18 protein-coding genes and 2 tRNA genes are annotated in these 23,745 nt (G+C 72.7%); 11 read left to right on the forward strand and 9 right to left on the reverse strand.

All coding sequences use genetic code 11. The features are described from left to right. Positions 1–57 precede the first annotated feature (57 nt). The 5 genes from AC3X7Z_RS07370 (at position 58) to AC3X7Z_RS07390 (ending at position 7,160) form a co-directional block, all read left to right on the forward strand. Complete coding sequence (locus AC3X7Z_RS07370) at positions 58–2,310, forward strand: putative bifunctional diguanylate cyclase/phosphodiesterase (protein WP_489975505.1); 2,253 nt, start codon at positions 58–60, stop codon at positions 2,308–2,310. 20 nt (positions 2,311–2,330) lie between these two features. Further along, complete coding sequence (locus tag AC3X7Z_RS07375) at positions 2,331–3,764, forward strand: glycosyltransferase family 2 protein (RefSeq protein ID WP_489975506.1); 1,434 nt, start codon at positions 2,331–2,333, stop codon at positions 3,762–3,764. Further along, positions 3,761–3,967 (forward strand): hypothetical protein, encoded by a 207-nt coding sequence (locus AC3X7Z_RS07380; protein ID WP_186339889.1) that lies wholly within the window; start codon positions 3,761–3,763, stop codon positions 3,965–3,967. Before AC3X7Z_RS07375 ends, AC3X7Z_RS07380 begins: the two co-directional genes overlap by 4 nt. A gap of 180 nt (positions 3,968–4,147) precedes the next feature. After that, the gene (locus tag AC3X7Z_RS07385; RefSeq protein ID WP_489975507.1) at positions 4,148–6,007 is read left to right on the forward strand and encodes a phosphoenolpyruvate carboxykinase (GTP); all 1,860 of its coding nucleotides are present in this window, start codon (positions 4,148–4,150) and stop codon (positions 6,005–6,007) included. Positions 6,008–6,149: 142 nt separating this feature from the next. Then, on the forward strand, positions 6,150–7,160 hold the full coding sequence (locus tag AC3X7Z_RS07390; protein ID WP_186339891.1) for a TrmB family transcriptional regulator: 1,011 nt from the start codon (positions 6,150–6,152) through the stop codon (positions 7,158–7,160). Positions 7,161–7,331: 171 nt separating this feature from the next. Here AC3X7Z_RS07390 and AC3X7Z_RS07395 read toward each other — a convergent pair whose 3' ends face one another. From AC3X7Z_RS07395 to AC3X7Z_RS07405, 3 genes are all read right to left on the reverse strand, one after another. After that, positions 7,332–7,460 (reverse strand): hypothetical protein, encoded by a 129-nt coding sequence (locus AC3X7Z_RS07395; RefSeq protein ID WP_260988510.1) that lies wholly within the window; start codon positions 7,458–7,460, stop codon positions 7,332–7,334. A 170-nt stretch (positions 7,461–7,630) separates the two neighbouring features. Further along, positions 7,631–7,721, reverse strand: a tRNA-Ser gene (locus tag AC3X7Z_RS07400). 63 nt (positions 7,722–7,784) lie between these two features. Beyond that, positions 7,785–8,246, reverse strand: coding sequence for a hypothetical protein (locus AC3X7Z_RS07405; RefSeq protein WP_186339892.1), 462 nt, complete (start codon positions 8,244–8,246; stop codon positions 7,785–7,787). A gap of 125 nt (positions 8,247–8,371) precedes the next feature. On the opposite strand from AC3X7Z_RS07405, the gene AC3X7Z_RS07410 reads away from it, so the two are divergent. From AC3X7Z_RS07410 to AC3X7Z_RS07420, 3 genes are all read left to right on the forward strand, one after another. After that, positions 8,372–8,459: transfer RNA gene (locus AC3X7Z_RS07410), tRNA-Ser, on the forward strand. A 141-nt stretch (positions 8,460–8,600) separates the two neighbouring features. Further along, positions 8,601–9,470 carry an AAA family ATPase gene (locus AC3X7Z_RS07415; RefSeq protein ID WP_186339893.1) on the forward strand — a complete coding sequence of 290 codons (870 nt, stop codon included), beginning with the start codon at positions 8,601–8,603 and terminating at the stop codon, positions 9,468–9,470. After that, the gene (locus AC3X7Z_RS07420) at positions 9,467–10,879 is read left to right on the forward strand and encodes a vWA domain-containing protein (protein WP_489975508.1); all 1,413 of its coding nucleotides are present in this window, start codon (positions 9,467–9,469) and stop codon (positions 10,877–10,879) included. The genes AC3X7Z_RS07415 and AC3X7Z_RS07420 overlap by 4 nt, the downstream gene beginning before the upstream one ends. A gap of 3 nt (positions 10,880–10,882) precedes the next feature. Here the strand turns inward: AC3X7Z_RS07420 and AC3X7Z_RS07425 are convergent, their stop codons facing one another. The 3 genes from AC3X7Z_RS07425 to AC3X7Z_RS07435 are packed head-to-tail and all read right to left on the reverse strand — an operon-like array spanning position 10,883 to position 13,579. Beyond that, positions 10,883–12,208, reverse strand: coding sequence for a hypothetical protein (locus tag AC3X7Z_RS07425; protein WP_186339895.1), 1,326 nt, complete (start codon positions 12,206–12,208; stop codon positions 10,883–10,885). Beyond that, positions 12,205–13,152 carry a hypothetical protein gene (locus AC3X7Z_RS07430; protein WP_186339896.1) on the reverse strand — a complete coding sequence of 316 codons (948 nt, stop codon included), beginning with the start codon at positions 13,150–13,152 and terminating at the stop codon, positions 12,205–12,207. Before AC3X7Z_RS07430 ends, AC3X7Z_RS07425 begins: the two co-directional genes overlap by 4 nt. A 1-nt stretch (position 13,153) precedes the next feature. Then, a complete protein-coding gene (locus AC3X7Z_RS07435) occupies positions 13,154–13,579 on the reverse strand; it encodes a hypothetical protein (protein WP_186339897.1) in 426 nt (141 codons plus the stop codon). A gap of 190 nt (positions 13,580–13,769) precedes the next feature. On the opposite strand from AC3X7Z_RS07435, the gene AC3X7Z_RS07440 reads away from it, so the two are divergent. Next, positions 13,770–15,287 carry a potassium/proton antiporter gene (locus AC3X7Z_RS07440; protein WP_186339898.1) on the forward strand — a complete coding sequence of 506 codons (1,518 nt, stop codon included), beginning with the start codon at positions 13,770–13,772 and terminating at the stop codon, positions 15,285–15,287. A gap of 15 nt (positions 15,288–15,302) precedes the next feature. Here AC3X7Z_RS07440 and AC3X7Z_RS07445 read toward each other — a convergent pair whose 3' ends face one another. Next, entirely contained in the window at positions 15,303–15,806 is a 504-nt protein-coding gene (locus AC3X7Z_RS07445; RefSeq protein ID WP_186339899.1) for a LytR C-terminal domain-containing protein, read from the reverse strand. Then, positions 15,803–16,102, reverse strand: coding sequence for a type II toxin-antitoxin system VapB family antitoxin (locus AC3X7Z_RS07450; RefSeq protein WP_489975509.1), 300 nt, complete (start codon positions 16,100–16,102; stop codon positions 15,803–15,805). Before AC3X7Z_RS07450 ends, AC3X7Z_RS07445 begins: the two co-directional genes overlap by 4 nt. Before the next feature lie 68 nt (positions 16,103–16,170). Between AC3X7Z_RS07450 and AC3X7Z_RS07455 the strand changes: the two genes are divergently transcribed. Beyond that, the gene (locus tag AC3X7Z_RS07455; RefSeq protein WP_489975510.1) at positions 16,171–17,778 is read left to right on the forward strand and encodes a helicase HerA-like domain-containing protein; all 1,608 of its coding nucleotides are present in this window, start codon (positions 16,171–16,173) and stop codon (positions 17,776–17,778) included. A 375-nt stretch (positions 17,779–18,153) separates the two neighbouring features. Here AC3X7Z_RS07455 and eccCa read toward each other — a convergent pair whose 3' ends face one another. Next, entirely contained in the window at positions 18,154–22,152 is a 3,999-nt protein-coding gene (gene eccCa / locus AC3X7Z_RS07460) for a type VII secretion protein EccCa (protein WP_241005285.1), read from the reverse strand. Between the two features lie 164 nt (positions 22,153–22,316). Between eccCa and AC3X7Z_RS07465 the strand changes: the two genes are divergently transcribed. Beyond that, positions 22,317–23,639 carry a hypothetical protein gene (locus AC3X7Z_RS07465; RefSeq protein WP_489975511.1) on the forward strand — a complete coding sequence of 441 codons (1,323 nt, stop codon included), beginning with the start codon at positions 22,317–22,319 and terminating at the stop codon, positions 23,637–23,639. Positions 23,640–23,745: the final 106 nt, after the last annotated feature.

Consider the following 23,745-nt stretch of genomic DNA (forward strand, 5'->3'; position numbering starts at 1 on the left):
GCACGCCCCCAGTACGATGGGGCGGTGCGACGTCGCTTCGTGCGGGGCGCTGCACCCGTGTCATCCCTCACCGACGTGAGGAGAGGTGGGCCTGCGATCGCCGCGCCGTTCGGCATCGTGGCTGTCGCCGGCCTCGTGACCGTGCTCCTGCCGCCCTACGAGCGTCCGTGGTGGGTGGTCGGGCTCGCGGTGCTGTGCCTGGTGCTGGTCGTCGTGGTCTACGCGCTGGGCCAGCGCCGCAGCACGCGCTCGTGGCTCGACCCGGTCGCGGCCTACCTGCTGTTCCCCTTCGCCGCCCTCGTCAACGACGCCGCGGGGGCCAGCGACGGGGGGTCGTCCTCCGGCACGACGGTCCTGCTGCTGCTGCCGATCCTCTGGCTGGCCATCACCGGAAGCCGCACCCAGCTGTGGGTCGCGAGCCTGCTGGCCGTGCTCACCGTCGTCGTGCCGATCGCGCTCATCGGGCTGCCGGGCTACGCGCTCGGCGACTGGCGCCGCGCGGTGCTGTGGGCCACGGTCGCGGTGGTCATCGCCCCCGTCCTGCAACGCATCGTGCGCGACCTCGAGCGGCAGAGCCGCCGCGTCCAGGTGTCCAACGACCGGGTCGAGCGGCTCTTCGACGACGCCCCGCACGGCGTCGCCCTCCTCGACCCCGACGGCACGATCATCCGGGTCAACATCTCGATGGCCGTCCTGGTGGGCCTCGACCCGCCCGACATGGTCGGCCATCGCTTCGCGGACTTCGAGACCCCGGGTGAGGGTCGCGTCCAGGACCACCTCGACCGGGTGTCGAGCTATCGCGGCGATTCCCTGCAGTCGGAGTGCAACCTGCGCGACTCCGGCGGCCACGACGTCAGCGCCTCCCTCAGCAGCACCGTGGTCGGCGACCCGCAGATGGGCGAGATCGTGATGATCAACGTCGTCGACATCTCCGACCGTCGCCGCTACCTCGACCGCCTGGCCCACCTCGCCGACCACGACGTGCTCACCGGCCTCGCCAACCGGCGGCGCTTGGAGAGCGAGCTCGAGCGGCACCTGGACCGCTGCCAGCGCCACGGACCCACCGGCGCGCTCCTGCTGCTCGACCTCGACAACTTCAAGCAGGTCAACGACACGCTCGGGCACAACGCCGGCGACCACCTCCTCGTCACGATCGCCGGGCTGCTGCGCCGCTCCATCCGCAGCACCGACGTCGTGGCGCGGGTCGGCGGCGACGAGTTCGCGATCCTGCTCACCGACGGCGACCAGGCCGACGCCGCACGGGTGGCCGAGCTCGTCGTCGAGCGCATCGCCCACCACGCCGCCACCCTCGACGGCGTGGCCCGCCGCGTCACGGCCAGTGTCGGCGCGGTGACGTTCCGCGCCGCCGCCGAGCATGCGGCAGACGTCCTCGCGCTCGCCGACATGACGATGTACGACGCCAAGGACGCCGGCCGCAACCAGGCCGTCGTGCTGTCCGAGGGTGACGCGCGCGGGCCGCGCACGGCCGCCCGGCTGCACTGGGTGAGCCGCGTCGAGCAGGCGCTCATCGAGAACCGGTTCGAGCTCCACCTCCAGCCCATCATGGACATGGCCACCGGGCGGATCACCTCCGCCGAGGTGCTGCTGCGGCTGCGCGACGACGACGGCGAGCTCGTCCCGCCGTCGCGGTTCGTCTACATCGCCGAGCGCGTGGGACTGATGCCCCAGGTCGACGCCTGGGTGGTCGACCACAGTCTCGAGCTGCTGGGCCGGATGCGGCGCGACCACCGGCCCGACTTCCAGTTCGAGGTCAACCTGTCCGGCCACTCGATCGGCAACCCCGAGATCGAGCGGGCCATCGTCGACGGGCTCCCGACGCACGGCGTCGACCCGTCGGCGCTGATCCTGGAGATCACCGAGACCGCCGCGGTGGCCGACGTGGCCCTCGCGCGAGACTTCGCCACGCGGATGACCGACCTCGGGTGCGCGTTCGCCCTCGACGACTTCGGCGCCGGCTTCGGGTCGTTCTACTACCTCAAGCACCTGCTCTTCGACTACGTGAAGATCGACGGCGAGTTCGTCGCCCACGTGCACGAGTCACCCGTCGACCGCACCATCATGCGCTCGATCGTCGGCATCGCCCGCGACCTGGGCAAGCGCACCGTCGCCGAGTTCGTCTCCGAGCCGCGCATCCTCGAGATCTGCCGCGAGGAGGGGGTCGACTTCGCCCAGGGCTACCTCATCGGGCGGCCGGTGCCGTTCGACGACTTCGTCGCCACCCACCTCTCCTCCGCCGCGGCGCTCACCCCGGGCGTCGCAGGCGTCGCGGCCCTCGGCGACGGCGACTGAGGCACAGGAGGCTTCGACAGATGCAATGGGTCCAGCGGTCCGTGGGACTGGCCATCATCGGCACCGCCTCCCTCGGCGCCCTGCTGCTCTGGCTCGCGGTGGCGGCCGGCGACCCCGAGGCGGGTGAGGCGCCCGAGGAGGGCGTGGTGCTCGGCGTGTGGCAGGTCTTCTACGACACCGCGGCGCCTCCGCCGCGGGTGCTGCTGGCGGCGGTCGGCGTGGCGTTGCTGCTCGCCGCGGGCGTCGCGCTGTTCGAGCGCCGCATCGCCACGCACGCGCGGCGCAGCGACGACCCCGGCCGGATGCCGCTGGCCCCCAAGGTCGTGATGGCCGAGACCCGCGGCGTGTACGCCGGCCCGGTGACGATCACGGTGCTCATCCCCGCCCGCAACGAGGAGGGGTGCATCGCCGAGACGCTCGCCTCGCTGCGCGCGCAGTCGCACCCGCCCGAGCGCATCATCGTCGTGGCCGACAACTGCACCGACCGCACCGTGCCGCTCGCGCGCGAGGCGGGGGTCGAGGTCCTCGAGACCGTCGCCAACACCAAGAAGAAGGCCGGCGGGCTCAACCAGGCGCTGGCCCGGGTGCTGCCCGGGATGGGCGACAACGACTGCGTGATGGTCATGGACGCCGACACCACCCTCGACGCGGGCTTCCTCGCGGGGGCCGTACGACGCCTCAGCGACGACCGTGCCCTGATGGCGGTCGGCGGGCTGTTCTACGGCGAGGAGGGGGCAGGACTGATCGGGCAGTTCCAGCGCAACGAGTACACCCGCTACCAGCGCGACCTCAAGCGTCGCCGGGGCCGGGTGTTCGTCCTCACCGGCACCGCGTCCGTCTTCCGCGCCCGGGCGCTGAAGGCCGTCGCCGAGGAGCGCGGGCGCAACCTGCCCGGCATCCCGGGCGACGTCTACGACACCGTCGCGCTCACCGAGGACAACGAGCTGACCATCGCGCTGAAGTCGTTGGGCGCACTGATGATCTCGCCGGCCGAGTGCACGGTGGTCACCGAGGTGATGCCGACGTGGCGCGCCCTGTGGGCGCAGCGGCTGCGCTGGCAGCGCGGGGCCCTGGAGAACCTCGGCGCCTACGGGCTGCGTCCCTCGACGTTCCGCTACTGGGCCCAGCAGCTCGGCATCGGCTACGGGGTCATCGCCCTCGGCAGCTATCTCACCCTCATCATCCTCATGCTCATCGCCACCGACACCTGGGTCTGGTTCCCCTTCTGGATCGGCGTCGGCCTGGTCTTCACCGTCGAGCGGGTGGTCACCGTGTGGCGCGGTGGGTGGCGGGCCAGGCTGCTCGGCCTGAGCCTGTTCCCCGAGCTCTTCTACGCCATGTTCCTCAACGTCGTCTACGTCAAGGGCGTGTGGGACCTGTCCCTGGACAGGCAGGCCACCTGGAAGCATGTGGTGCAGCCCGGACACGGCGCGCGGACGGAGGACGGCCGATGATCGTGTGGGGGATCATCCTTCCGGAGAGCACGCTGCGCGAGGAGTTCATCGCCGTGCTGTCCGCGTTCGTCGCGATCAACACCATCGTCTACCTCACCCTGGCGGTGGCCAAGATCCTGCCCAAGGTCTACGTCCGCGACTGGTTCGGCACCCGCAACCGGCGCGCCGAGACGCGCAGCATCGACCCCGACGCCCCGATCTGAGCGCCGCGCCCCGAAGCGTTTCCGCCGGACCCGCAACCATGCGCCCGGGTAGCGAGACCCACGTCACAGGTCTGTGATCGATCCAATATGTGGACCTGATCACGGGCGTTAGCGTCCCCAGCAAGTCGCCGACAACGAGGCCGCGCGAACCACCTGCGACGCAAGCTGTGAGGAACGGTCATGACCGCCACGATCGACACCCAGACGCCCGAGAGCCCATCCGCCCCGACCACGCACGCAGGCATCCTCGCCTGGGTCAACGAGGTCGCCGAGCTGACCCGGCCCGACGCCATCCACTGGTGCACCGGCTCCGACGAGGAGTGGGAGCAGCTCACCGCGTCCCTCGAGGCGACGGGCACGTTCACCCGCCTCAACCCCGACGTCATGCCCAACTCGTTCCACGCCGCCTCCGACCCCACGGACGTGGCCCGTGTCGAGGACCGCACCTACATCTGCTCGGTCGACGAGCGCGATGCCGGCCCGACCAACAACTGGATGGACCCGCAGCAGATGAAGGAGCTCATGCGTGGGCTCTATGCCGGCTGCATGCGCGGTCGCACGATGTACGTCATCCCGTTCGTGATGGGTCACCTCGAGGCGGCGCACCCGATGTTCGGCGTGGAGATCACCGACTCGGCCTACGTCACCGTGTCGATGCGCGTGATGGCCCGCATGGGCACCGACGTGCTGCGGCGCATCGAGGAGCTCGACGAGGCCGGCCAGGACCCGCAGTGGGTGCCCGCCCTCCACTCCGTCGGCATGCCGCTCGACGCCGGCCAGGCCGACGTCGCGTGGCCGTGCAACGACACCAAGTACATCGTCCAGTTCCCCGAGGAGCGGATGATCTGGAGCTTCGGCTCGGGCTACGGCGGCAACGCCCTGCTCGGCAAGAAGTGCTACGCGCTGCGCATCGCGTCGGTGATGGCGCGCGACGAGGGCTGGCTGGCCGAGCACATGCTCATCCTCAAGCTGACCTCGCCGCAGGGCGTGACCAAGTACGTCGCCGCCGCCTTCCCGAGCGCGTGCGGCAAGACCAACCTCGCCATGCTCAAGCCCACGATCCCCGGCTGGAAGGTCGAGGCCATCGGCGACGACATCGCCTGGATGCGCATCGGCGAGGACGGCCGACTGTGGGCGGTCAACCCGGAGTTCGGCTTCTTCGGCGTGGCCCCCGGCACCAACGAGCACACCAACCCCCACGCGATGGACACCATCCGCAAGGGCAACTCCGTGTTCACCAACGTCGCGCTGACCCCCGACGGCAACGTGTGGTGGGAGGGCCTGGAGAACACCCCGGCCGAGGCCACCAGCTGGAAGGGCGAGCACTGGACGCCCGAGCTCGCGGAGCAGACCGGCGAGCTCTCCAGCCACGCCAACAGCCGCTACTGCACCCCGATCAAGCAGTGCTCGATCCTCGCCGACGAGTACGACGACCCGCGCGGCGTGCCGATCGACGCGATCCTCTTCGGCGGTCGCCGCAAGACCACCATCCCGTTGGTGACCGAGGCCCGCGACTGGAACCACGGCACGTTCATGGGCGCGACGCTCTCCTCCGAGACCACCGCCGCGGCCGTGGGAGCGGTCGGCGTGGTGCGCCGCGACCCGATGGCGATGCTGCCCTTCATCGGCTACAACGCCGGTGACTACTTCGGTCACTGGGTCGGCATCGGCAAGGACAACGACGCCGCCAAGCTGCCCAGGATCTTCTACGTCAACTGGTTCCGTCGCGACGACGAGGGCGGCTTCCTGTGGCCCGGCTTCGGCGAGAACAGCCGCGTGCTGAAGTGGGTCATCGAGCGCATCGACGGCCAGGCCGCGGCGGTCGAGACGCCGATCGGCCACGTGCCCGCACCGGGCTCGCTCGACGTCGACGGGCTCGACCTGACCGAGGAGCAGCTCGCGCAGGCCCTCGCGGTCGACGCGGAGGAGTGGAAGGCCGAGATCCCGCAGATCGAGGAGTGGTTCGAGAAGTTCGGCGACGACCTGCCGGCCGTCCTCTGGAGCGAGCTCGACACCCTCAAGGCGCGCCTCGACGCCTGAGCCACGCCGGACGACCACGACCGACCCGCCCCTGCCTGCGCGGGGGCGGGTCGGTCGCGTGTGGTCCCGTGCTCTCGAGCACGAGCCTTGGGGGCGGTGTGGCACGATCCTCCCAACCGGTCGGGGAAGCGGGAGGTGAGCCATGCCCTTGGGCCAGCACGAGCGCAGCGTGTTCGAGCACCACGCCGCCCCGCTCTACGGCGAGATCGTCACCTCCGGCAGCATCAGCGCGTCCGACGAGCGCATCGTCCCGGGCGGCGAGCTGCACGAGGCCTTCGGCATCCTCGTCGAGATCGGGCTCGTGGCGAGGTCGGAGGACGACGCGCACTGGCGCGCGGTCGACCCTGCCGCGGTCCAGGCACAGGTCGTGGCGCCCCTCGGTCAGCAGGGTGCCGAGCTCATCGCGGAGTCGGCGCACTGGGCCCAGGCCTTCAGCGCGCTCTCCCAGGCGTGGCGTCGATCGCCGAGCGCCGTCGGTGGCCCGTTCGCCGAGATCCGCGGCCTCGCCACGATCGGCACCTTCCTCACCTCGCTCGTCGGTGAAGCCCAGGACGAGGTGCTCACCGCGCAGCCGCAGTACCGCCGCGGGATCAAGCAGCTCAACGAGTCCGTCGCCCACGAGATCGCCGCGCTCGAGCGCGGCGTCACGATCCGCACGCTCTACCAGCACGCGGCACGGCGTGGCGCCGACACCCGCAAGTACGTCGCGACGGTGACGGCCGCGGGCGCCGAGGTGCGCACGCTCGACGAGTTCTTCAACCGGCTGATCGTGGTCGACCGGCGCACGGCGATCATCCCCAGCCACGAGGGCCTGGACGCGGCCATGGTGATCAGCGACCGCTCACTCGTGGGCTACCTCGTCGACATGTTCGAGCGCCACTGGGAGCGCGCCCGCCCCTTCACCAGCAGCGAGACCTCGCTGATGCGCGACATCGCCACCGAGCAGCGCGCGATGACCATCCGGATGCTCCTGGAGGGCCGCGCCGACCCCGCCGGCGCCAAGCGGCTCGGCGTCAGCCCGCGGACCTACGCCGGCTACGTCGCGGACCTGAAGAACGAGTTCGAGGTCGAGACGCGGTTCCAGCTCGGCTACGAGATGGGCAAGCGGGGCATCTCCGGCCGGGAGACCGACGAGACGGGCGCCGCGACCTAGGACCTGCAGGCCCCGGACGCCCCCTGATGAGTCGAGGGCAGCAACCGGAGGTTGCTGCCCTCGACAGCTGAGGCTGGCCTGTGGGGGAGGCCGTCGGACCTGGACTCGTGGGGGGTTGAGAGGGTCCGTGCTCAGCTCTTCACTGCGTGCCCATCATGGCACGCTGAGTCCTCAGCGCGGGGGCTTGGCCTTGCCCCACGTGATGTCGAGGGCGTGGGCCGGCGCCACGGTGACTCCCGCGATTCCGAGTCCGAGCACGGCCACGAGGGCTGCGGCGGCAATACGGCGTACAGGGGTCATGAACTCTTCACCTCGTTGCTCGTGTCACAGGGGATGACATGCTCATTCTCCACCAGCCGGTGGTGACTCGTAACTGGATCAGACTGCAGGTCTGTGCATTGCAGGATCCTGCAATGCACCGGGTGAGGGCGCGGCTCCGGCCCCCTCCCGAGGGAGGGGACCGGGCACTGCGGAGGCGGAGGGATTTGAACCCTCGATGGGGTTTTAGCCCCAAACCCGCTTAGCAGGCGGGCGCCATAGACCGGACTAGGCGACGCCTCCATGCCCGACCAGCGGCCGAGCGACTGAAGGTTACAAGGCCGGGCGCGTCCGCGCCGAATCAGGTCACAGTTTGCGCAGGCCGTGCCCACGCTGGAGGTGCTGCTGGACCTCGCGCACGAAGGCCTCGCGGTCGACGGCGAGCATCTCGACGGGGATGGTGGTCGTCCGCCCGTCGCGCAGGCGCAGCACCACCACCGGGGCGTCGGCAAGAGTCGTGGTGACGGCGTCCTCGACGTCCTTCCACCGTGCGGACGCGGCGCCGACCCCGCGCACCCACTGCACGCGGTAGCCCTCGGGCGTCATCCGGACCACCCAGCCCTTCGTGCGCCACCACCACCACGCGGCCACCAGGACGACGATCGTGAGCACCACGGGCACCAGCAGGAAGACGGTGTGCAGGTCGAGCACGGCGATCGCCAGCGTGCTGCCCAGGATGAGCACGGCGACGGCGCACAGCACGATCCCGAGGAGCCGCGCAGCGACGGCGGGGGCGAGGCGGTGGACGGTGGCGGTCTCGGTCGTCACGCCCACGATTTCATCACGCCGCCGAACGGGTGTGGACGCTCGGGTCCCGGGCTGGCCCGGGACCGGCGGGGAGCGTCGGTCGTTGGGTAGAGTCGCGCGGTGTGCGGCGCCCCGGCGCCGGACGAGGAGGGGTGCCGGAGCGGCCGATCGGAACCGCCTTGAAAGCGGTCGTAGGGAGACCTACCGCGGGTTCGAATCCCGCCCCCTCTGCCAAGCCGAAGCGGAGCGAGGCGCGGGCCGAGGGGGCGTGGCCGGGTCCGGCGGCTGCCAAGCCGAAGCGGAGCGAGGCAGAGGCATCTCGAACGGGAGCACCGTGAGCGCGGCGAGCGCTGCGCTCATGGCTACGCTCGCCCCGTGACGACCTGGTTCGAGTCCCCCGAGGACGCCGCGACGCGACTCCGTGCGGCCGGCTACCTGACCGACGAGGCGACGGCGCTGACGGCCTACCTCGCGGGCGCGCTGGAGAAGCCGGTGCTCGTCGAGGGGCCGGCGGGTGTCGGCAAGACCGAGCTGGCCAAGGCGGTGGCCCGGGCGAGCGGCGCCGAGCTGGTGCGGCTGCAGTGCTACGAGGGCCTCGACGAGGCGCGGGCGCTCTACGAGTGGAACTACAAGAAGCAGCTGCTCCGGATCCAGGCGAGCGGTGGCGACCGGGCGTGGAGCGAGACCCACGACGACATCTTCACCGAGGAGTTCCTGCTGACCCGGCCGCTGCTCGGCGCCATCCGGCGCGAGGAGCCGACGGTGCTGCTGGTCGACGAGGTCGACAAGACCGACATCGAGGTCGAGGGCCTGCTGCTGGAGGTGCTGAGCGACTTCCAGGTCACCATCCCCGAGCTGGGCACGGTCTCCGCGACGCGCCGCCCGTTCGTGGTGCTGACCTCCAACGCCAGCCGCGAGCTGTCCGAGGCGGTGAAGCGGCGCTGCCTCTTCCTCCACCTCGACTATCCCGACGCGGAGCGGGAGCGCTCGATCGTCACCAGCCAGGTGCCGCACCTCGACGAGCGGGTCGTCGCCCAGCTCGTCGACGTCGTGGTGCGGCTGCGCGAGCTCGAGCTCAAGAAGGCGCCGTCCATCGCGGAGTCCGTCGACTGGGCGCGGACCTTGGTGGCGCTCCAGGTGGGCGATCTCGACGAGGCCACCGTCGCCCGCACGCTGGGGGTCGTGCTCAAGCACGCCTCGGACCAGCAGCGCGCGGCCCGGGAGCTGAGGCTCGCCACGAGATGAGCCTGCTCGACACCCACATCGGCTTCGTGGAGGCGCTGCGCTCGGCGGGCCTGTCGGTGTCGCTGGCCGAGGGCCTCGACGCGATCCGCGCGCTCGAGAAGGTGCACTGGCACGACCGCGAGACCGTCAGGGCGGCGTACGCCGCGACGCTGGTGAAGCGGCAGCCGCAGCGGGTCACCTTCGACGCGGTCTTCGACATCTACTACCCGCGGCTGGTCGGCGACGGCGTGGCCGCCGACGAGCCGGAGCCCGGCATCGAGGCGGGCCTGGAGGCAGGGCTGGAGGCGCGCCCCGAGGCGGCCGTCGGCCCGCGGGACACCGGGCCCGACCTCGAGCGCTTCCGCGAGGCGCTGGCCGACGCCCTGGCCGCGGGCGTCCGCGAGGCGCTGCAGGGCCTGGCCGTCGAGGCGGTGGCCCGCTTCGGTGCGATGCCCGGGCGCGGACCCGGGCTGTCGAGCTGGTCGGCCTACACCTCGCTCCAGCGGGTCTCGCCCGCCGAGCTGATGGACCGCCTGGTGCAGGGCCTGCTGGACGGCGGCCTCGACGAGCAGCAGGCCCAGCGCACGGCCGGGCGGCGGATCGGCGACTTCACGCGGATGGTCGAGGGTGACGCCCGCCGGCGCATCGCCGAGGAGAAGGGACCCGGGCACGTCGTCGACGCGACCGTGCGGCCGACGATCGACCGGCTCGACTTCACCGCCGCGCGGCGCAGCGACCTGGAGGAGATGCGCCGCGAGATCTATCCCCTGGCCCGTCGGCTGGCGGCCCGGCTCACCAAGGAGCAGCACGCCCGGCGGCGCGGTCCCCTCGACGTACGCCGCACGGTGCGGGCCTCGATCGCGACCGGCGGGGTGCCGCTGACCACCCACCACCGCCCGCGACGCCCCCACCGCACCGAGCTGGTCGTGCTCTGCGACGTCAGCGGCTCGGTCGCCAGCTTCGCGCAGTTCACCCTGATGCTGGTGTTCGCGCTGCGGGAGGCGTTCAGCGGGGTGCGCGCCTTCACCTTCGTCGACGACGTCGTCGAGGTCAGCGACAGCTTCCGGCCGGGCGCGGACGTCGTGGAGGTGATGGAGTCGCTGTCGGGCCGGATCTCCCACGCGGCCCTGTGGGGACGCACCAACTACGGCCGCGCGCTGACCCGCTTCGCCGAGGACCACCCCGACGCCGTGGGACCGCGGTCCTCGCTCCTCGTCCTCGGCGACGGCCGGTCCAACTACAGCGACCTGGCCGTGCCGGTGCTCGCCGACCTCGCCGGCCGCGCGCGGCACGCCTGGTGGCTCAACCCCGAGCACCCGCGCCACTGGGGCACGGGCGACAGCGCGGCCGACCGCTACGGCGAGATCGTGCCGATGGTGGAGTGCCGCAACCTCGCCCAGCTCGGCGAGTTCGTGCACCGCATCGTCTGACGCTCAGCCGGTGAGGAACCCGAGCTCGTGCATCCGGCTGATCTCGGCCCTCAGCTCGGGGTGCTCGGCGCTGTCGGCCGCGCGCGCGCCGGCGACGTAGAGCTGGGTGCCCTCGGCGCCGTCGGCGTCGAAGACGACCGTGAGCCGGTTGGCCGTGGCGGCGTTGATCAGCGAGCCGAGCAGCACGACCGGGTCGGAGCGGTCCTCCAGCGACAGCACGCGGGTCGCCTCGGGGATCCGGGGCACCTGCGCCGACGGGGCGCCGGCGGTGACGACCTGGTCGACGACGAAGCGCGACGAGCGGGCGCTTGCGGCGATCTCCGCGGCGATCGTGCCGCCGGACGCCGACCCGACGAGCATCACCCGGGCGTCGTCGTCGGTGACGGCCTCCTCGATGGCCCGCACGACCTGGCTGACGGACGTGGTGGGGTCGGCCCCGACGAGCCGCAGCCGGCCGGAGTCGTGGGCCAGCGAGCCGGGGAGGTAGGCGATGTAGCGCCCGGTGCCGACGCGCTGCACGCTGATGCGGCGGTCCTCGGCGAGCAGGGTGGCCATCAGCTCCTCGAGCGAGCGGGGCGCGCTGCCGGCGCTGGTCTCCACCTCCGCCGGCGGTGTCTCGGCCTCGACGAACGAGCCCGCCGAGTCGCGGAACGCGGACACGGCGTCGGTCGGGAACGGGTCGATGCCGATCGCGCGGAGGCCGCCCCGGGCGGCGTGGGCGCCCTGGTCGGAGGCGAGCACCCCCGCGGTGAGGAGCGAGCGCATGTGCAGCCCGTCGAGCAGGCCGCCGCCGCCGGAGAGGTGCTCCATCAGGTCGGGGTTGTTCTCGGCGAGCTCGCTGAGGTAGGCGGTGACGCCGTCGCGGTCCATCGTCTCGGTCTCGATGAGGCCGGCGCTCACGATCGCGCCTCCGAGCGCGACCTCGGGCGCGAGGTAGCCGATGGCGCGTCCGGCGATCGAGCCCAGGGTCTTGTAGGCCGCCTCCTGCAGCTCGTCGATCCACCGGTAGGTGAGCACGGTGGCGCGGACGACGAGCGCGTCGGCGTCGAGCTCGACCGAGCGGGTCAGCAGGCCGTGCTTGCCGGTGGTGGCGGCGCGGATGTCCTCCTCGGCCTCGGCCCACGTGGCCGGCGAGAGCTCGCCGGTGTCGACCACGTCGTCGTCGCCGAGGATCTCGGCGCCGAGGCGCGCGCGGGTGCGCATCTCGTTGCCGGAGCTGTCGAACAGGTCGGCCAGGGCCAGCATCTGGTCGTACTTGTCGGCTGCGACCGACGCGGAGGAGTCGGCGGGCTCGTGGTCGTGGGTGCGCGGGATGTCGAGGTCGTTCATCGATCGTCCTCCGGGGTGACGACCTGGGCCAGGACGGGCGCCAGCTCGGTGGCCAGGTCGTCGGGGTCGACCCGCACGACGGCGACGCGGGCGACGTCGTCGTGGCGGGGGGTCAGCGAGTGCCAGCCGTCGCGCAGCAGCACCCACGACACGACCCCGACGGACGTGGTCGCGCGGTCGGAGACCTCGGCGGCCAGGATCCGCATGCGGCCCCGGCTCTCGGTGTGCACGGCCGACACCGCGGCAGCGGCCTCGGCGTCGCCGAGCTCCTCGCCGTCGGCCAGGACGATCCCGTCGGAGTGCCCGACGAGCACCGGCACCAGGTCGGCGCGACCGGAGCGGAGCGCCTCCCCGACGGAGTCGGCGAGCGCGTAGGGGACGTCGAGGCGCGCGGGCACGTGGGAGACACCCAGCGCCAGCTCCTCGGGCGGCGCGGTGACGCGGGCGAGCTCGGCCGTCCACTGGTCGACGGGGAACCAGGCCAGCTCGAAGACGATGCCGTCGCACGTCGACAGGCTCGCGACGGCACCCCCGGACTGGCGGTGCCACGCCTTGACCTGGGTGGCGCCGGCGGCGACGTCGATGTCGAGGGCCAGGCGCGGGGTCGCGAGGAGGCCGACCGCGCCCAGGACGCCCGGGTCGGCGCCGCCGGCGCCGAGCAGGCCGCGGCGGCGCAGCGTGTCGTCCGGGTCGTGGAGCGTGCGGACGGCGTCGGTGTAGGCGGCGTCCTCGACCGAGCCACGGCTCTGGCCGAGCCGCCCGGACAGCGAGCCCGGGACGTCGGGTCCGGCGGCGTCGTCGGGCAGGTCGAAGGGCAGCGGGGCGCCCCCGGCGAGCTCGGCGACGAGACGGAGCTCGGGCAGCGTGAGGGCGAGCCGTCGGGCCGTCGCGTCGAGGAAGCTGGTCGGCGGCGGGGGAGGCGCGGTGAGGTCGATGGTGACCATGTCAGAGTCCCGGCAGCGTCACGGTCAGCCAGTCCTTGTGACCAGCGGGCGGAGGGTCGAACGAGAGCAGGGCGGCGTCGGACTCGTCGGTGGCCGTGTCGCGCGCCTCGGCGTGGGCGGCACGCGTGCGGGCGTCCTCGACGAGGCTGGTGGCCTTGTGCGCGCGTACGTCGATCGCCTCCTTGTGCGTGTCGACCTCAGCGAGGTGCCGGGCGAGCGAGTCGGCGGCCGTCTCGTGGTGGGCGGCTGCGGTGCGCAGGTGCGCGGCGCGCTCCTTGATCCGCTCGCGCATCGCCTCGGCGGCCTTGCCGTGCCACGGCACGGCCTCGGACTGCGAGACGAGTCGGGTGGCCAGCGCGCGGATGTCGCCCCCCTGCTCGCGCAGCTGCGCGACGCGCTTGCGGCCCGCGGCCGTGTCGCCGTACATCGATCACTCCCTCTCGTCCGGGGACGCCTACCCCGGCCCGGCGTTCGTCAAACGTGGCGTCCCCACCGGGCATTGTGCCGTAGTGAGGGAGTCTGGTGGCGGGCCGTTGCGGGCCTCGAACGGGGCGTCGGGGTGCTCCGTGGCGGATAGGATCCGGACCGCCCTGCATCACGAGCCACCAGAGGTGTGCATGACCTTCGACGTCCACCAGCTCGACGAGTTCGTGCTGGTCGGCGCCGTGGTGACGCTGGCGGCCATCCTCGCGGTACGGCTCTCTGCGCGCGCCGGGCTGCCGTCGCTGCTGATCTACCTGTTCATCGGCGTGCTGCTCGGCGAGGGCGGCCCGTTCGGCATCGTGTTCGAGGACGCTCAGCTGGCCCACGCCCTCGGCTTCGGCGCGCTGGCCGTCATCCTGGCCGAGGGCGGCCTGACCACCGACTGGCGCCAGATGCGCTCGAGCGTGGGCCTGGGCCTGTCGCTGGCGACGGTCGGCGTCGCCGTGTCGGTCGCGGTCGTCGCCGTGGGCACCCACTACCTCCTCGGCCTGCCGTGGGAGCTCGCGATCCTGCTCGGGGCCATCTGCTCGCCCACCGACGCCGCTGCCGTGTTCTCCGTGCTCCGCGCCCTGCCGCTGCCCAGACGGCTCACCGGCGCGCTCGAGGCGGAGTCCGGGCTCAACGACGCCCCGACCGTCGTGCTCGTCGGCATCATCTCCACCGGCGCCGTGGGGGAGGCCGGCCTGCTCGAGACCAGCGGGCTCATCGTCTTCGAGCTGGTCGCGGGCGGAGTGATCGGGGTCGCCGTGGGCGTGGCCGGGGCCTGGGTGATGCGTCGGGCGGCGCTGCCGTCCTCCGGCCTCTACCCCCTCGCCGTCCTGTGCCTGGCGTTCGCGGCCTACGGCGCCGCGTCGGCGCTGCACGCCTCGGGCTTCGCCGCGATCTACGTCGCCGCGCTGATCCTCGGCAACAGCGAGCTGCCCCACCGCGTGGCGACGCGGTCGTTCTCCGAGGGCGTCGCCTGGCTGGCCCAGATCGGGCTCTTCGTCATGCTCGGCCTCCTGCTCTCGCCCGGGCGCATCGACCTCGAGACCGTCGTGCAGGCGCTGGTGACCGGGGTCGTGCTCACCCTGGTGGCCCGGCCGCTGTCGGTGCTCGTGAGCAGCGTGGTGCAGCCGATGGCGCCGCGCGACCTGGCGTTCCTGTCGTGGGCCGGCCTGCGCGGCGCGGTGCCGATCGTGCTCGCCACGATCCCACTGTCGGAGGGCGTGGACGGCGCGGAGCACCTCTTCGACATCGTCTTCGTGATGGTGGTCGTCTACACCCTGCTGACCGGCCCGACCCTGCCGTGGGTGGCGCGCACGCTCGGGGTCGCCCGGCGCTCCGAGCCACGCGGCCTCGACGTGGAGGCCGCCCCGCTCGACCGGGTCGCGGCCGACCTGCTGCAGGTGACCATCGCCCCGGCCTCGAGGATGCACGGCGTCGAGGTGGGTGAGCTGCGGCTGCCGCAGGGGGCCTCCGTCTCGCTGGTGGTCCGCGCGGGCGAGGTGCTCGTGCCCGAGCGGCGCACCGTCCTGCGCCACGGCGACGACCTGCTGGTCGTCACCCCGCGCAAGCTCCGCGAGACCACGGAGGCGCGACTGCGGCAGGTCTCCGACAACGGGCGCCTGGCCCAGTGGGTCGGCGACCCGGCGCGCCCCGAACGCGAGTAGGCGCGGCGGCCCGCCTCACTCCGAGCCGGTGGCCCGGCAGTAGGTCGCGTCGGTCTCGGCGACCACCGACTCGACCTGCTTCTTCTTCAACGACCGGAACTTCTCGCCCACGACCACGACGACGCCGGGACCGAGCGCGTCGCCCTCGACGACCTGCGCCCGCTTGAACTGCCGCTGCACCAGCACCACGGCCGGGTTGGTCGGTTCGGAGGACCAGATCTGCGTGGTCGCCGCGGGGAGCGGCGAGTCGCCGACGGTGCCCTCGACGAATCCGCGCTCGGCGAGCTGGGCGCCCGTGGCACCGGCCAGCCCGCTGCGCTTGCTGCCGTTGAAGACGCTGACGACGACCTGGTCGCGCCGCACCTCGGACCCGGCGGTGACCGTCGTGTCCTCGCAGATCGCGACCGGCTCGTCGCGGGGCAGCGGCGCGGTGAAGGCGCTCCACCCCCAGGCGGCCGCGGCGAGCACCAGCACCGCGAGGCCGGTCAGCGTGAGCGCCGACCTCGCCGCGCCGCTCACTCCTCACCTGCCAGATGGACGCGGGCGTGCAGCACGCTGCGCTGCTGCAGCGCGGCGCGCAGGGCGCGGTGCAGGCCGTCCTCGAGGTAGAGGTCGCCCTTCCACTGCACGACGTGGGCGAACAGGTCGCCGTAGAAGGTCGAGTCCTCGTCGAGGAGGGCGTCGAGGCGCAGGGTGTCCTTGGTGGTCACCAGCTCGTCCAGGCGCACCTGGCGCGGCGGCAGGTCGGCCCACCCGCGCGAGTCGAGACCGTGGTCGGGGTAGGGCCGGCCGTCGCCCACCCGCTTGAAGATCACGGCGTGATCATAACGACGGCCCGCACGAGGGCCTCGTCGTCGACCGCCCCGCTGACTAGGCTCGGCCCATGACGCAGACCGCCGGCGACCCGATCTCGCAGGCGGTGGCGCCGGGCTACGCCTTCGAGGGGCCCGCGCTCGAGCTGGGCGGCCTGATGCTCGGCGCCGACGACCTCAGCGACGTCCGGATCCGCATCCCGCTGGCGATGCTCAACCGCCACGGCCTCGTCGCCGGTGCGACCGGCACCGGCAAGACCAAGACCCTCCAGTTGCTCGCCGAGCAGCTCAGCGCCCACGGCATACCCGTCTTCGCCGCCGACATCAAGGGCGACCTGTCCGGCATCAGCGTGCCGGGAGAGCCGAGCGACAAGCTCACCGCGCGCACGGCCAGCGTCGGCCAGGACTGGACGGCGACCGCCTTCCCGACGGAGTTCTACGCGATCGGCGGGCAGGGCACCGGCGTGCCCGTCCGGGTCACGATGAGCGCGTTCGGGCCGACCCTGCTCGCCAAGGTGCTCGGCCTCAACGAGACCCAGGAGTCGTCGCTCGGCCTGGTCTTCTACTACTGCGACAAGCAGGGGCTGCCGCTGCTCGACCTCGCCGACCTGCGCGCCGTGCTGCACTACCTCACCGGCGACGCGGCCGGGAGGGCCGAGCTCAAGGCGATCGGCGGCGTGTCGCCGCAGACGGCCGGCGTCATCCTGCGCGAGCTCGTCGCGTTCGAGGCCCAGGGCGCCGACGTCTTCTTCGGCGAGCCCGAGCTCGACACCAAGGAGCTCCTGCGCACCGCAGAGGACGGTCGCGGCATCGTCAGCCTGCTCGAGCTGCCCCGCCTCCAGGACCGGCCCGCGCTGTTCTCGACGTTCCTGATGTGGCTGCTCGCCGACCTCTTCCACGACCTGCCGGAGGAGGGTGACCTCGACAAGCCCAAGCTCGTCTTCTTCTTCGACGAGGCCCACCTGCTCTTCGACGACGCCTCCGAGGCGTTCCTCGACCAGGTCGCGCAGACCGTGCGACTGATCCGGTCGAAGGGCGTCGGCGTCTTCTTCGTGACGCAGTCACCCACCGACGTGCCTGACGAGGTGCTCGGTCAGCTCGGCTCCCGCATCCAGCACCAGCTCCGGGCGCACACCCCCAACGACGCCAAGGCGCTCAGGGCCACCGTCAACACCTACCCCGACAGCGCCTACGACGACCTCGGCAAGGTCATCACCTCGCTGGGGATCGGCGACGCCGTGGTGACGGTGATGAACGAGCGCGGCGCCCCCACGCCCGTCGCCTGGACCCGGCTGCGGGCCCCGGAGTCGCTGATGGACCCCGCCCCGGCCACCGAGATGGAGGCAGCGGTCGCTGCGTCGCCGCTCACCGCGAGGTACGGCGAGACGATCGACCGCGAGTCCGCTCGCGAGCTGCTGGCCGCGAAGCTCGAGGAGGGGGCCCGCAAGGCCGAGGAGGACGCGCGGGTGCAGGAGATGGCGCGCGAGCAGAAGAACGCCCGGGTGCGCGAGAAGGCGAAGCCTCCGTCTCCGTCGAAGTCTCCGTCGTCGTCCCGGCGCCCCGCGCCCGAGCCGGACGGCATGGTCGAGAGCGTCGTGAGGTCCAAGGTGTTCAAGGACTTCATGAGCACCGCCGCCCGGGAGATCGCCCGGGGGATGTTCAAGAGCGGCCGCCGCTGACGCTCGCCTTCTGGGCGTTGCGGGAGGTCGTACGTACTGACGCGTGCCTCCACAGGACGTCCGCGGGCGGCCGGCCCGGTCCCCTGTGAGGGCACCTTCGGCTGACCCTCGGCAACACCCGGTGCCCCGGGCGTGGTGGGACACCCTCGTCCCCGCTGGACACGCCGGATCCGACCTGTTGAGCGGGGACGAGTCCGCTCAAGCCGGGGGTGCCCCCGGCTCAGGTGCGCCATGGAACCTCCGGTGCGCTCCGGGCGGCAGCTGGGACACCCTCGTCCCCGCTGGACACGCCGGATCCGACGTGTTGAGCGGGGACGAGTCCGCTTGAGCCGGGGGCGCCCCCGCGGGAGTGCCCGCCCCCGCCCCCGCCCCCGGTCACATCGTCGGGTCGAGCCAGGCGAGCTGGGCGGTCTGGGTGCCGCCGTCGCGGGTGACGACGCGGGCGCGGCCCTCGGGGGCGGGCTGGGGTCGCAGGTTGCCGATCAGCACGCCCTCGTCGCGGGGTCCGGAGAGCATCACGCCGGGCATCGCCAGGTCGCGCAGCGACTGGATGACGGGCTCGTAGAGCGCGCGGGACGCGCCACCGGTGCGCCGGGCCACGACGACGTGCAGGCCGACGTCGCGCGCCTGCGCCATCAGCGGCTGCAGGGAGGAGACCGGCGAGGACTGCGCGGTCGCGACCAGGTCGTAGTCGTCGACCACCACGAAGACCTCCGCGCCGGTCCACCACGACCGGTTGCGCAGCTGCTCGGGCGTCACGTCGGGGCCGGGGATGCGGCCCTCGAGGTAGCTCGCGATGTCCTTGAGCGTCGGCGTCGCCTGGGTGGCCGACGTCAGGTAGTTGAGCAGGTACTCGTCGGGCACCTCGCCGAGCATCGAGCGGCGGTAGTCGACGAGCACGATCTGCGCCTCCTTGGGCGTGCGCGTGCGCATGACCTCGTGGACGTACGCCCGCAGCAGCGCGCTCTTGCCCGACTGCCCGTCGCCGAAGACCAGCATGTGGGGCTCGGCGTCGACGTCGAGCCCGATCGGCGCGAGCTCCTTCTCGTTGATGCCGAGCAGGATGTGCTTGGCGGGCAGCTGGCGGCGTACGGCGTCCTCGCGGACCGCCTCGAGCGTGACCAGCTCCGGCAGCAGCCGCAGCTTGGGACCCTGCGGGCCCTTCCACGCGGCGGCGACCCGGTCGATGAGGTCGTCCACGCCGTCGCCGAGGGTGTCGGCGCTGCCGTCGCCGTCGATGCGCGGGAGCGCGCCGAGGAAGTGCAGCTTGGACGGCACGAGGCCGCGGCCGGGTCGTCCGACCGGGACCAGGGCGGCCACCTTGCGGTCGATCTCGGAGTCGAGCGGGTCGCCGAGGCGCAGCTCGAGCTTGGAGCCGAAGACGTCACGCATCGCCGCGCGGTAGTCGGCCCAGCGGGTGGAGGCGGTGACGATGTGGAGGCCGAACGTGAGGCCGCGCGCGGCGAGCTGCTGGATCTCCATCTCGAGGTCGTCGAACTCGGCGCGCAGCGTGCTCCAGCCGTCGATCACGAGGAAGACGTCGCCCCACCCGTCGTCGGCGCGGCCCTGCGTGCGCCGCGAGCGGTAGGTCTCGATCGAGTCGATGCCGTTCTCGCGGAAGTAGCCCTCGCGACGGTCGACGATGCCCTCGACCTCGGCCATCACGCGCCGTACGACGTCGGGCTCGGAGCGGGTGGCGACGCCGCTGACGTGGGGGAGCCGGGCCAGCGGCGCGAACGTGCCGCCACCGAAGTCGAGCACGAAGAACTGCGACTCCAGCGGCGTGGTCACCAGCGCCATGCTCGTGACGATGCTGCGCAGCATCGTGCTCTTGCCCGACCGCGGCCCGCCGACGACGGCGACGTGGCCGGCCGCGCCGGTGAGGTTGAGCGTCATCGTGTCGCGCCGCTGCTCGCGCGGGCGGTCGACGGTGCCGAGCGGGATCACCAGGCCGGGCACGTTGCGCCACTGCGGCGACGTGAGGCCCAGGTCGGGGCTCTCGACGAGGTCGGGCATGAGCTCGTCGAGGGTGTCGGGCACGTCGAGCGGCGGCAGCCACACCTGGTGCGCGGCCGGCCCCTTGCCGATCATCCGCTGCACCGCGACGTCGAGAAGCGAGGGCTGCTCGCCCTGCTGCTGCGGCTGCGGTGCCACCTCGGCCACCTCGTCGGTGGTCGGCTCGAGCGCCTGCACCTCCGAGATCGTGAACGGCAGGATGCCGCGGATCGCGCCGCCCTCGTCGCGGGTCACGCGGGTGCGGCTCGACGGCGGACCCGAGACGTACGCCGCCTTGAACCGCAGCAGCGTCGACTGGTCTGGCTTGAGGTAGCCCAGACCGGGGACGGCGGGGAGCTCGTAGGCGTCGGGCACGCCGAGGACCGCCCGCGACTCGCCGGCGGAGAACGTGCGCAGGCCGACGCGGTAGGACAGGTGCGACTCCAGCCCGCGCAGGCGGCCCTCCTCGAGCCGCTGCGAGGCGAGCAGCAGGTGCAGGCCCAGCGAGCGGCCGAGGCGGCCGATCGCGACGAACAGGTCGATGAACTCCGGCTTGGCCGAGAGCATCTCGGAGAACTCGTCGACCACGATGAACAGCGACGGCATCGGCTCGAGGGGCTCGCCGTTGGCGCGCGCCTTCTCGTAGTCGCGCACGGAGGCGTAGTTGCCGGCGTCGCGCAGCAGCTCCTGGCGACGGGTCATCTCGCCGGACAGGGCGTCCTGCATGCGGTCGACGAGGGTCAGCTCGTTGGCGAGGTTGGTGATGACGGCCGAGACGTGCGGCATGTCGGCCATGCCGGCGAACGTCGCACCGCCCTTGAAGTCGACGAGCACGAGGTTGAGCTGCTCGGACGAGTGGGTCATCACCAGCCCGAGCACGAGGGTGCGCAGGAACTCCGACTTGCCGGAGCCGGTGGCGCCGATCACCAGGCCGTGGGGGCCCATGCCCTGCTGGGCGGACTCCTTGATGTCGAGGTGGATCAGGCCGCCGGAGTCGCCGATGCCGATCGGCACGCGCAGCCGGTCGCGGGCCGGCCGCGGCCGCCAGGCGGTGGCGGGGTCGTAGGTGAAGATGTCGCCGAGGCCCAGCAGGTCCATGTGGTCGGGGGTCGTCGAGGTGATGTCGACGGCGCCGCCGGACGACGACGACTCGGCGCTGGCGGTCTTGAGGGGCGCGATCCGCCGGGCGAACGCCTCCGCGGTCGCGATGTCGCACTGGTCGGCCAGGGCCCGGACGGGCTCGCCGCGCAGCCGCAGCGCCCGCACCGGGCGCTTGCCGAGCTCGTCGGGGGCGTCGACGAACTCCAGCCGCAGCCGGGTGGAGTCCTCGAGCTCGTCCCACCGGCTCGGCAGGTCGAGCAGGGTGACGCCGTGCAGCCCGTCGGGCGGCACGATGTGGTTGCCGGGGGGCAGGTGGCCGCCGTCGATGACCAGCAGGATGTGCGGCGTGGCGGGACGCTCGTCGGCGCCGAAGCGGGGCCGGTCGCTCAGGTCGGGCGGGAGCAGGTTGCCCAGGTCGTCGAGCGAGGTGGAGACCAGGCGCATCGGCCCGACCGCGTCGACCTCGCGGGTGCTCTGGGCGTGGGGCAGCCACTTCACCCAGTCCCAGTGGGTGAGGTTCTGCTCCGAGCTGAGCACCGCCACGATCAGCTGGTCGGGGTTCTGGAACGCGGTCGCCGAGCAGATCATCGCCCGCGCCGTCGAGCGCACCTCCTCGGCGTCGCCGCACAGCTCGATCCGGTCGAAGGCGCGCAGGTCGATCGAGGCGGGCAGGTTGGGCTGGAGTCGGTGGACCACCAGCAGGCGGTGCAGCGCGGACGCGGCGGCCGGGTCGACCTGGTCGACCGGCGCGCTCTCCGGCGGCACCAGCTCCAGCGACAGCGGCTGTGAGCACAGCCCGTAGCGCACGTGCAGGAAGTTGTCGTCGGAGGCGGTGTGCTCCCACAGCCGGGTGCGGTCCTCGGCCAGCGCGGGCAGCGCCGACGGCTCGGGGTGGTGCCAGTTGAGCGCGCGGCGCTGCTGGTCGGCCGCCTCGCGCGCGACCTTGCGGATGTTGCTGAGGTAGCGCAGGTACTCCGTGCGCGATCCGGTGACCTGCTGGGCGCGCTGCTTCCGCTGCCGGTCGATCTGCACGATGATGAAGCCGAGGGTGGCGAAGAGGAACATGCCGGCCGCGAGGAAGCTGCGGCTCTTGTTGGCGCCGCCCATCGTGGCGACGAGCACGATCGAGCCCAGGCTGCCCAGCATCGGGATGGCGTTCATCAGCACGCCGCCCGCGCCCTCGCCGTCCTGCAGCTCCGGCGGTGGCTGCAGGACGATCTGGCCGCCCGGCATCTCGGGCTCGTCGAGCCGCTGGCCACCTCGCAATGTCGTGCTCACTCGCGTCCCCCCGTGCCTCACCCGTTGAAGTCGCGACGATGATAGGTGTGCTGCGGAGCGGCCCGCGACTACCCTTCACCCGACGAGCGCCCGTCCCGAGGCATGCGAAGGGGGAATCCGTGTCGGACGTCGCGATGTCCAGCACTGCTGGAGCGACCATTGCCGTGAGCATCCACGGCCCTGCCGGCGTGCTCGACCTGGTCGTGCCCGCGGGCGCCACCTCGGTCGACGTGGCCCGTGAGTACGCCAAGCAGGCCGAGGTGCCCGGCATCCCGCTGCTGCAGACCGCGCTCGGCGAGCGCCTCAACGCGGCGGCCCCCCTGAGCGAGGCCGGGATCGAGCCCGGCGACGTGCTGGTGGCGACCGCCGGCGTCCACCGGCCCCGCCGGGTGACGCTTCTCCAGGCCGCCAAGAACGCGCCGGAGAGCCCGGAGCTCGCCTCGATGGTCGCCTGGCTCGCCGCCCTGGTCGCGGTCCTGGCCGCCTGGTACGCCGCCCGCTCGGGCGACGACGTCGCGCGCACCGTCGTCGTCGGCGTGCTGCTGGCGTGCTCGCTCGCCGGCGTGCTGCCGGTCGGTCGCCACGCGCGCCAGCGGGCCGCCGCCGCCCCCGCCTTCGCCGCCGCGGCGGCCTTCGCCGCGCTCCACGAGCCCGGTCTGCACCTGCTCCCCGCGATCCTCGGCACCTCCGCCATGGCGGCGGCCGTCGTGGCCGGGATCGGCCGCGCGCTGTCCCACGACGCGGACGAGGTCAGCACGGTCTGGATCGTCGCCGGGCTCGCCGTCTTCGCCTGCTGCGCCGTGCCGGCGATGCTCGGGTGGGACGCGCGGGTCGCCTGGACGCTGCTGGTGTTCGGGTCGATGATGGCCGCGCGCTTCGCGCCCTCGCTCGCGGTCGACGTGCCCGACGAGGCGCTGCTCGACCTCGACCGCCTCGCCGTGACGGCCTGGTCGGCCCGCGACAGCCAGCGCGCGGGGCGGCGCGGCCGCGCGGTCGTCGCGGCCGGCGCCATGGAGCGGCTGGTGCACCGCGCCTCACGCATCGTCACCGGCGCGTCCGCCGCGATCCTGGTGACGATGGTCGTGGCGAGCCCCCTGCTGCTGCAGCGCGCCACCATCGACCTCGACCTCATCGGCGCGCGCTGCCTGGTCCTCTTCGCCGGCTGCTCGCTGCTCCTCGCGGCCCGGTCCTACCGGCACGCCGCTGCGCGTGCGCTCCTGCGCCTCGCCGGGCTCGCCGCCCTCGTCGCCCTGGGGGTCCACCTCGCCACGGGCCCGGGCGCCGGGCACGTCGACACGTTCTTCTACGTCACCGTCGCGCTCGGCGTTGTCGCCCTCGCCGCCGCAGTGGCGACCGGGCGCGGCTGGCGCTCGGTCTGGTGGTCGCGTCGCGCCGAGGTCGCCGAGTCGCTGTGCGGCAGCTTCGCGTTCGCCGCCGCCGTGGTCGCGGCCGGCGTGTTCCGGCGGCTCTGGGAGCTGACCTCCTGAGGGGGCGCTCCGACGACGTTCGGTGGATTCAGGTTTAGGCCGAATCCGCCCGGGTAGATGCAGGATCAGCGCGGGGGGCCGGGACGTCTCCCCGAGCACCGGATCA

This window comes from Nocardioides sp. Z24_21, assembly GCF_058134345.1.

Excerpts from the sequence above, each read along its gene's own strand:
- AC3X7Z_RS07375 (WP_489975506.1), top strand. The coding sequence starts at position 2,331 with ATGCAATGGGTCCAGCGGTCCGTGGGACTGGCCATCATCGGCACCGCC.
- AC3X7Z_RS07380 (WP_186339889.1), top strand. The coding sequence starts at position 3,761 with ATGATCGTGTGGGGGATCATCCTTCCGGAGAGCACGCTGCGCGAGGAG.
- AC3X7Z_RS07385 (WP_489975507.1), top strand. The coding sequence starts at position 4,148 with ATGACCGCCACGATCGACACCCAGACGCCCGAGAGCCCATCCGCCCCG.
- AC3X7Z_RS07390 (WP_186339891.1), top strand. The coding sequence starts at position 6,150 with ATGCCCTTGGGCCAGCACGAGCGCAGCGTGTTCGAGCACCACGCCGCC.
- AC3X7Z_RS07395 (WP_260988510.1), bottom strand. The coding sequence starts at position 7,460 with ATGACCCCTGTACGCCGTATTGCCGCCGCAGCCCTCGTGGCCGTGCTC.
- AC3X7Z_RS07420 (WP_489975508.1), top strand. The coding sequence starts at position 9,467 with ATGAGCCTGCTCGACACCCACATCGGCTTCGTGGAGGCGCTGCGCTCG.
- AC3X7Z_RS07425 (WP_186339895.1), bottom strand. The coding sequence starts at position 12,208 with ATGAACGACCTCGACATCCCGCGCACCCACGACCACGAGCCCGCCGAC.
- AC3X7Z_RS07430 (WP_186339896.1), bottom strand. The coding sequence starts at position 13,152 with ATGGTCACCATCGACCTCACCGCGCCTCCCCCGCCGCCGACCAGCTTC.
- AC3X7Z_RS07435 (WP_186339897.1), bottom strand. The coding sequence starts at position 13,579 with ATGTACGGCGACACGGCCGCGGGCCGCAAGCGCGTCGCGCAGCTGCGC.
- AC3X7Z_RS07440 (WP_186339898.1), top strand. The coding sequence starts at position 13,770 with ATGACCTTCGACGTCCACCAGCTCGACGAGTTCGTGCTGGTCGGCGCC.
- AC3X7Z_RS07455 (WP_489975510.1), top strand. The coding sequence starts at position 16,171 with ATGACGCAGACCGCCGGCGACCCGATCTCGCAGGCGGTGGCGCCGGGC.